Raw genomic sequence first — 7,435 nt, forward strand, 5'->3', positions numbered from 1 at the left:
ATTCCGACCGGCATCCTGTTGTTCACTTATAAAAAAACTTTTTATTCAGGCTCAAAATTCCGACCATGTTCTGCATCAGACCACTTTCGGAAGAGCGGAACACCCAATAATATAATACCGCAAAGACTTCCCGCAGATAGCAGGTTGGAATGCTGCGCAGCGGAATGCCCGCAGGCAAGGCAGACACATCGGTAAAACCGGCCATCTGCGCATATTTGCCGCCACGGTAGCAGTGAAAAGCATTGGTCACATAAACAATCGGCTGCGCCGCATCAATGCCACGCTGTTCCAGGATCTGACGCGCAAATGCAAAGTTTTCTTCGGTGGAAGTGGACTTTGTCTCCGCTACCACACGATCCGGAGAAAGGCCTTTTTCGATCAGATACTTCCGCATAGCCTGCCCTTCCGGAACCCATTCATCTCTGCCTTGTCCGCCGGTAGTGATCACCAGGGTATCCGGGTGCGCCAATGCGAACTCATAAGCCTTGTCCAGCCGGTAGCGCAGCAGAAGGCTGGGTTTGTCCCGGCGAAGACCGGCACCCAGCACGATCACGACCTTTTCATTCCCCGCAGGAGGATTGGCATATCCGCTGCAAGCCACAAAAACCAGCATGCCGGCATAAAACACCGCACCGCAGATCAGAATTCCCAGCACAATGCGTCCAGTCAACGACCCGGTGAACCAGGCATTCAACCGACGATGCCAGACAGCATATCCGCAGCAGGCGGCCGTCAGGATCCAGACGATCAGATTGCCCATGTTAAAATTGCTGGTAAATACCAGCATGACCGAATAAAACAGCATGAATCCGGCCAAAAGATATAAGAAAATCTGCAAAAGAACTCCTTTACGGAACATACATTCAGTGCTGGGCGATTTCATTCCAGACTCCGCATCCCGCCACATCTGCCTTTATGCCCAGCGACTGGCAAACGGTGTCGGCAATGGTTCCAAAGCTGTACCGTGTGCCCAAATCAACGCCTTTGCGCACACCGGGGCCATATACCAGGTAAGGCACATACTCTCTGGTATGGTCGGTGGTCTTGGTGTAGGAAGGGTCACAGCCATGATCGGCGGTAATCATTAGAACATCATCCGGCCGCATCCGCTGCATGAATCGAGGAAGCCATGCGTCAAACTCTGCGGTAGCTGCAGCGTAACCCGCCACATCCCGACGGTGACCATACAGCATATCAAAATCGACCAGATTCACGAATGCCAGACCGGTAAAATCCCGGTCTGCCAGATCCAGCGTCACCTGCAGTCCTTCGGTGTTTCCGCTGGTGCGGATGGTTTCCCCTACGCCCTGGCCTGCAAAAATATCGTGAATCTTGCCGACGCCAATTGTCTGCATTCCTGCAGCCAGAATCTTGTCCAGCATCGTCTCTGCCGGCGGCTTGAGAGAATAATCATGCCGGCGCGGCGTGCGGGTAAAGTCATCTGCGCAGGTACCCACAAAAGGACGGGCGATGACACGGCCCACACCATAAGGGCCTTTCAGCATATCCCGGGCAACTTCACAGATCCGGTACAGCTTGTCGATGGGGACAAGATCCTCGTGCGCAGCAATCTGGAACACGCTGTCCGCCGAGGTGTATACAATCAGTGCACCTGTCTTCAGATGCTCCTCCCCATAATCGTGAATGACCTGCGTGCCGGAGTATGGCTTATTGCACAGCACCTTATATCCGGTGCGGGCCGTAAACTCCTCCAGCACTTCCTTTGGAAAGCCGTTCGGGAATGTGGGCAGAGGTGTTGAAGAGAGCAATCCGGCAATTTCCCAATGTCCGATGGTGGTATCTTTTCCGGCACTGGCTTCCCGCAGACGGGCATAACACCCCACAGGAGCCTCCACGGAGGACCGGCAGGTCACACCTTCAATATTGAACAGACCAAGAGCGGAGAGCGTATCTGCTTTGCAGTTGGGATGACCGGAAATTGCAGCCAGCGTGTTGGTACCGGTGTCCCCAAAAGCAGCGGCATCCGGCTCAGCCCCGATGCCGAAACTGTCAAGGACGATCAAGAACACACGTTTTGCCATGGTTTTTCTCCTTTTCAATGCAATGGCGGGAAAATCTTTCCCAAACTATACAGGCTATTATACATGAATTTCCTTAAAAAGTAAAACCATGGGCGGCTTTGGCTGCTAAGTGCAAAAAATGGGCAAAATTTTGTGCAAGTTTTCATGTTTGGCTTGTCGAGGCGAAAGATTTGTATTATAATAAGCCCGTATGTATACAATACTCTTATTTGAAACGGAGAAATTGAGATATGCGTAAGACTAAGATCGTTTGCACGCTTGGCCCTTCCACCGATAAGGGCGATGTGCTGCGTCAGCTGATTGAAAACGGCATGAACGTGGCACGCTTTAACTTTTCCCACGGTGACTATGATGAACACCGCGGCCGCTTTGAAAAGCTGAAGGCGCTCCGCACCGAACTGGGGTTGCCGGTGGCTGCCATGCTGGACACCAAGGGCCCCGAGATCCGTCTGGGCACCTTCAAAAACGGTTCCGAAAAGCTGGTGACCGGCCAGAAGTTCACGCTGACCAGCCGTGAGGTAGAGGGCACCAATGAAATCTGCTCCATCACCTACAAGGAACTGCCGCACGACGTGCAGCCCGGCGGTCACATTATGCTGGATGACGGTCTGATCAGCCTGCGCATTGAGAATGTTACCGATACCGACATCAGCTGCGTTGTTGAAAACGATGGCATCATCAAGACCAAGAAAGGCGTCAACGTTCCCGGTGTCCATCTTTCTATGCCCTATATGAGTCAGCGTGACAAGCAGGACATCACTTTCGGTGCCGAACAAGGCTTCGATCTGGTTTCCGCCAGCTTTACCCGCTGCGCTGCCGACATCATGGAGATCCGTCACCTGCTGGACGACTGCCACTCCAACATGAAGATCATCGCCAAGATTGAGAACCAGGAAGGCGTGGACAATATCGATGAGATCCTGGCTGTTGCCGACGGCATCATGGTCGCTCGCGGCGACATGGGCGTTGAGATTGATTTTGCCGAGATTCCCTCTATCCAGAAGCACCTGATCGACCGGACCATGGCTTGCGGCAAGGTAGTTATCACTGCCACGCAGATGCTGGACTCCATGATCTCCAACCCCCGCCCCACCCGTGCCGAGATTACTGACGTTGCCAACGCCATTTACGACGGTTCTTCCGCTGTCATGCTCAGTGGCGAGACCGCTGCCGGCAAATATCCCGTGGCTGCCCTGAAGGCTATGGTCGCCATTGCCGAGACCACCGAGGCCGATGCCAGCTACAACAGCCTGGTGCACCACGCCCAGGCCGATGAAAGCCGCTTGAGTGTAAGCGCTGCTGTTTGCCACGCTGCCTGCACCACTGCTTCCGACATTCACGCCAGCGCCATCATCACCGTTTCCAAGAGCGGCGAAACCGCTCGCCTGCTGAGCCGGTATCGCCCTGCCACTCCCATCGTGGCCTGCGTGCTGGATGAACAGGTACAGCGTCAGCTGAACATCCACTGGGGCATTACCCCGCTGGTTATGCCGTACGCCAACTCCACCGACGAACTGATCAGCAAGTCTGTGGAATGCGCCGTTGACGCTGGTCTTGTCCAGCCCGGCAGTATGGCTGTGGTGACCGCCGGTGTTCCCGTGGGTGTTTCCGGCACCACCAATATGATCAAGGTCCACCTGGTAGGCGACAGCCTCCTGACCGGCGTGGGCATCGGCGGCAAGAATGCCAAAGGCACTGTCTGTGTCTGCCGCACCGCTGCCGAAGTGTCTACCAAGTTCAAGCCCGGCCAGATTCTTGTCGTTCCTCATACCAACAACGATATGCTGCCTTATATCCGTCAGGCTGCTGGTGTTATCACCGAAGAAGCCGGTACCAACAGCCACGCCGCTATCGTTGCCCTGACCCTGGGCAAGGCAGTCATCGTCGGTGCGCTGGGCGCCACCCGTACCCTGCATGACGGCATGAACATTTCCCTGGATTGCCAGCACGGCGTTGTCCAGATGATGATGGAGTGATCAAAGATGGAACGCATCGCCAGCTTTTGCGTTGATCATACGACTTTGATGTCCGGCATGTATCTTTCCCGTCAGGATGGCGAGGTCCGCACCTGGGACGTACGGATGAAGCGGCCGAACCAGGGAGATTACCTTTCCCCTGCCGCTGCACATACGATAGAACACTTGTTCGCCACTTATGCCCGCAACAGCCGCTGGAGTGATCATGTGGTCTATGTGGGTCCCATGGGATGCCTGACTGGTTTTTATCTGCTGACCCAGGGAATGACCGATGCCGAGGCTTTGGAGCTGACCACCGATGCCTTTGCCTGGATGGCAGAGTATGACGGCCCCATTCCCGGGGCAAGCGAAACCGAATGCGGCAACTACCGTTTGATGGATCCCGACGCAGCCCGCAAGGAGTGCGGGGTCATGCTGGCGGTTCTGCGACAGCTGGATGCTGATCATCTCCGGTATCAAAAATAAGCAGCCTCATTCATAGTTGAACAGCAGCCGGACGTTGTGTCGTCCGGCCGCTGTTTTTTGTGAATTTATAAAAAAGTACCCGCCCGGAAACGAGTCCGGACGGGTACTTTTTTATGGATGTATTGGAGTTCAGATCAACGCCGCGGTGATCAGCGCCATCTTGTAGACCTCTTCGGCATTGCAGCCGCGGGACAGGTCATTGATGGGAGCATTCAGGCCCTGCAGAATAGGACCGTAAGCCTCAAAACCACCCAGACGCTGTGCGATCTTGTAGCCGATGTTGCCGGCATTGATGTTGGGGAAGATAAAGGTATTGGCATAACCAGCCACCGGGCTGCCTTTGGCCTTCAGCTGACCAACTTCCGGAGCAACGGCAGCATCAAACTGCAATTCGCCGTCCACCTTCATTTCAGGATGTTCAGCCTGGACACGAGCGGTAGCATTGCGCATCTTATCCACGGTCTCGCCCTTGCCGGAGCCCTTGGTGGAGTAGGACAGCAGTGCCACACGGGGATCAATGCCGAAAATAGAAGCCGTATTGGCAGTCTGGACGGTGATCTCCACGATCTCGTCCTCGGTAGGATCAATGTTGATGGCGCAGTCACCCATGGCCAGCGTCTCATCACCGCGAACCAGAATGAAGCAAGAGCTGACAGACTTGACACCGGGCTTGCACTTGATCAGCTGCAGGGCGGGGCGAACGGTATCGGCGGTGGAGTAAGTGGCGCCGCCCAACAGGCAGTCGGCCTTGCCCATCTTGACCAGCATGGTGCCGAAGTAGTTTCCCTTCGCCATAGCGGCACGGCACTGTTCCTCGGTCATTTTGCCCTTGCGCAGCTCGACCATCTTGGAGACCATCTCGTCAAAGCCTTCATAATTGACAGGGTCGATGATTTCGGCGCCGGTAATATCAAATCCACCCGCTGCAGCGGCTGCCTTGACCTCTTCCGGATTGCCGAGCAGAATAACGTTCAGCACCTTGCCGGCCAGCAGACGACTGGCTGCGCTCAGGATACGAGCGTCGGGACCCTCGGTGAAAACGATGGTCTTGGGGTTGGCCTTAAGCTGTGTTTCGAAGCGTTCAAAAAGTTCCATACTGTACCTCCGATTCTTTCGCCGCTCTGCCGTTTGTCGGTACGGCACACGGCGCTGCATCTTCTTACAGAGTGATTATAGCACCAATTTTGCTGCCTGCAAAGGGGGCTCCGCCCCGATTCGTGCAAATATTGCTCATTTTTAGGGGTCATACCACAAAAAAAGCAAAATATATTACAAAGTTAAGAAAATCACAGCCCAATCGGCGGTTCAAAGCCATAAGATCTGTAGAAATCGGTCACATCCTGATTGTCGCGCACCACAACTGCCCGCAGCAGCCGACCACTCTTGGGGTCCAGGAATCCGATAACCGTTTCGCCTGTACAGGTACTGCTCTGGCGGCGGATATTTTCCCGCCCCAATCCTTGCGGCGGAGTCAGAATGGTGCACTTTTTCCGTTTGAAGAACATGCTTTTGCCCCCGCTCTTGCATCCGATTGCCGCCTTTTACAAAAGTGCCTGTTCCCACTCCGCAACACGAAAGCCTACCAGAATCTTTCCATCCTCGGTCACAACAATGGGACGTTTGACCAGCATCCCATCCTGAGACAGGAGCCGCAGCTGCTCTTCTTCGCTCATGGCAGGAAGTTTCTCTTTCAGTTGCATGGACTTATACAACTGCCCGCTTGTATTGAAGAATTTCTTCAGCGGCAAACCGCTTCCGGCAGACCAGGCTTTCAATTCTTCAAAACTCGGATTTTCTTCTTTGATATCCCGCGCGGTATAATTTACCCCATGCTCGTCCAGCCACGCCTTGGCTTTCCGGCAGGTCGAGCATGGCGGATATTGTAAAAACAACATGATAGAGTTCTCCTTGTCAAATATTCGATAGCTCTTCATCGATGGAACGAATCAGTTCTTCCGGATAGGCTTCCGGCATAAACCCTGCCAACTGGCGCAGAGACGCTCCCTTCAGCAAAGGATTCTGCTGCAAAATTCCCATCACTTCGGGCAAGCGCCGTTGCAGAACTTCACAAGCTCCGGGATTTTTGAGCAGGCGTTTGAAAGGCACGTCCAGTCCGGCTTTGCCGCCGCCCATCTGTGCACGGAGTTCCGGTCGGGGCAGAACCACATCCAGCGCACCCCAGATATCCTGAAGAAATTGGATGCTCATTGGAAGCCAGTGCGCCACCTCGGCATTCACCTTTGTCTGATCACCATTACTGGTACAGGGGCGCGCCAGAGAGAGACCGTGCTCTCCCGTCTGGAATACGTGCAGGCAAAAAGGAATATCATGATCTGCCAGAGCGTCGGCAAAAACCAGACTGTTCTTGACAGGAACAAGACTGTCTCCCTGGGTGGCAAAGATAAAGGCGGGTGGAGTGGAATCAGAAACAAGGCTCCCCAGATCCGGCTCGTCCGGTCGTCCCATGGGAGCCCAGGTCGCCCCCAGGGTCACCGCGTATCCCAGTACCATAGCATCGGGCTTGCTCTCACTCTGGGTTCCCAGTGCCGCGGCAAGATGTCCGCCGGCAGAAAAACCGATGGCCGCAATTTTATGCGGATCTATACGCAGATCCGCCGCGTTCTGTCTCAAATAGGCAAGAGCGGCCTGCGCATCCTGTAAAGACTTATCCAATGGGCAGTCCATCCCGGTGGTATAACGAAGGACAAACGCATTAAAGCCCTCTGCCATATAGGCCAGCGCCACCGGTTCCGCTTCGCGGTCAGAGCAATATTGATATCCACCACCCGGGAAAATCAGCGCAGCGGGGCGGACATCCGTGTTCGGCATTGCCTTGCTTTTGTCCTGTAAATAGCAGGTCAGGCGAGCATTGTTTGGGGAAAGCTGTACATTCATGCATTCCATGAAAGATTCACCTCATTATACATGTGTGCAATTTTATTCAGTATAGCA

General features: G+C 54.4%; 8 protein-coding genes. 2 read left to right on the plus strand and 6 right to left on the minus strand.

What is annotated here, in order from left to right; translation table 11 throughout:
• Positions 1-22: 22 nt before the first annotated feature.
• On the minus strand, positions 23-883 hold the full coding sequence (locus Q0K17_RS00805; RefSeq protein ID WP_294538656.1) for a YdcF family protein: 861 nt from the start codon (positions 881-883) through the stop codon (positions 23-25).
• Positions 864-2,042 carry a phosphopentomutase gene (locus Q0K17_RS00810; RefSeq protein WP_294538659.1) on the minus strand — a complete coding sequence of 393 codons (1,179 nt, stop codon included), beginning with the start codon at positions 2,040-2,042 and terminating at the stop codon, positions 864-866. The genes Q0K17_RS00805 and Q0K17_RS00810 overlap by 20 nt, the downstream gene beginning before the upstream one ends.
• Before the next feature lie 230 nt (positions 2,043-2,272).
• Between Q0K17_RS00810 and pyk the strand changes: the two genes are divergently transcribed.
• Both pyk and Q0K17_RS00820 read left to right on the plus strand, forming a co-directional pair.
• Positions 2,273-4,018: a pyruvate kinase gene (pyk, locus tag Q0K17_RS00815; protein WP_294538663.1), complete on the plus strand. Its 1,746-nt coding sequence runs from the start codon at positions 2,273-2,275 to the stop codon at positions 4,016-4,018.
• A 6-nt stretch (positions 4,019-4,024) separates the two neighbouring features.
• Complete coding sequence (locus Q0K17_RS00820) at positions 4,025-4,483, plus strand: S-ribosylhomocysteine lyase (RefSeq protein WP_294538666.1); 459 nt, start codon at positions 4,025-4,027, stop codon at positions 4,481-4,483.
• 129 nt (positions 4,484-4,612) lie between these two features.
• Here Q0K17_RS00820 and pta read toward each other — a convergent pair whose 3' ends face one another.
• The 4 genes from pta to Q0K17_RS00840 form a co-directional block, all read right to left on the minus strand.
• A complete protein-coding gene (gene pta / locus Q0K17_RS00825; RefSeq protein WP_294538669.1) occupies positions 4,613-5,578 on the minus strand; it encodes a phosphate acetyltransferase in 966 nt (321 codons plus the stop codon).
• A gap of 191 nt (positions 5,579-5,769) precedes the next feature.
• Complete coding sequence (locus tag Q0K17_RS00830) at positions 5,770-5,988, minus strand: hypothetical protein (protein ID WP_294538671.1); 219 nt, start codon at positions 5,986-5,988, stop codon at positions 5,770-5,772.
• A gap of 36 nt (positions 5,989-6,024) precedes the next feature.
• The gene (locus Q0K17_RS00835) at positions 6,025-6,378 is read right to left on the minus strand and encodes an arsenate reductase family protein (protein WP_294538673.1); all 354 of its coding nucleotides are present in this window, start codon (positions 6,376-6,378) and stop codon (positions 6,025-6,027) included.
• A gap of 16 nt (positions 6,379-6,394) precedes the next feature.
• Positions 6,395-7,387, minus strand: a complete 993-nt coding sequence (locus Q0K17_RS00840) for an alpha/beta hydrolase (RefSeq protein WP_294538676.1) — start codon at positions 7,385-7,387, stop codon at positions 6,395-6,397.
• Between the last annotated feature and the right edge of the window lie 48 nt (positions 7,388-7,435).

The organism is uncultured Gemmiger sp., assembly GCA_944388105.1.
Classification (GTDB): Bacteria; Bacillota; Clostridia; order Oscillospirales; family Ruminococcaceae; genus Gemmiger.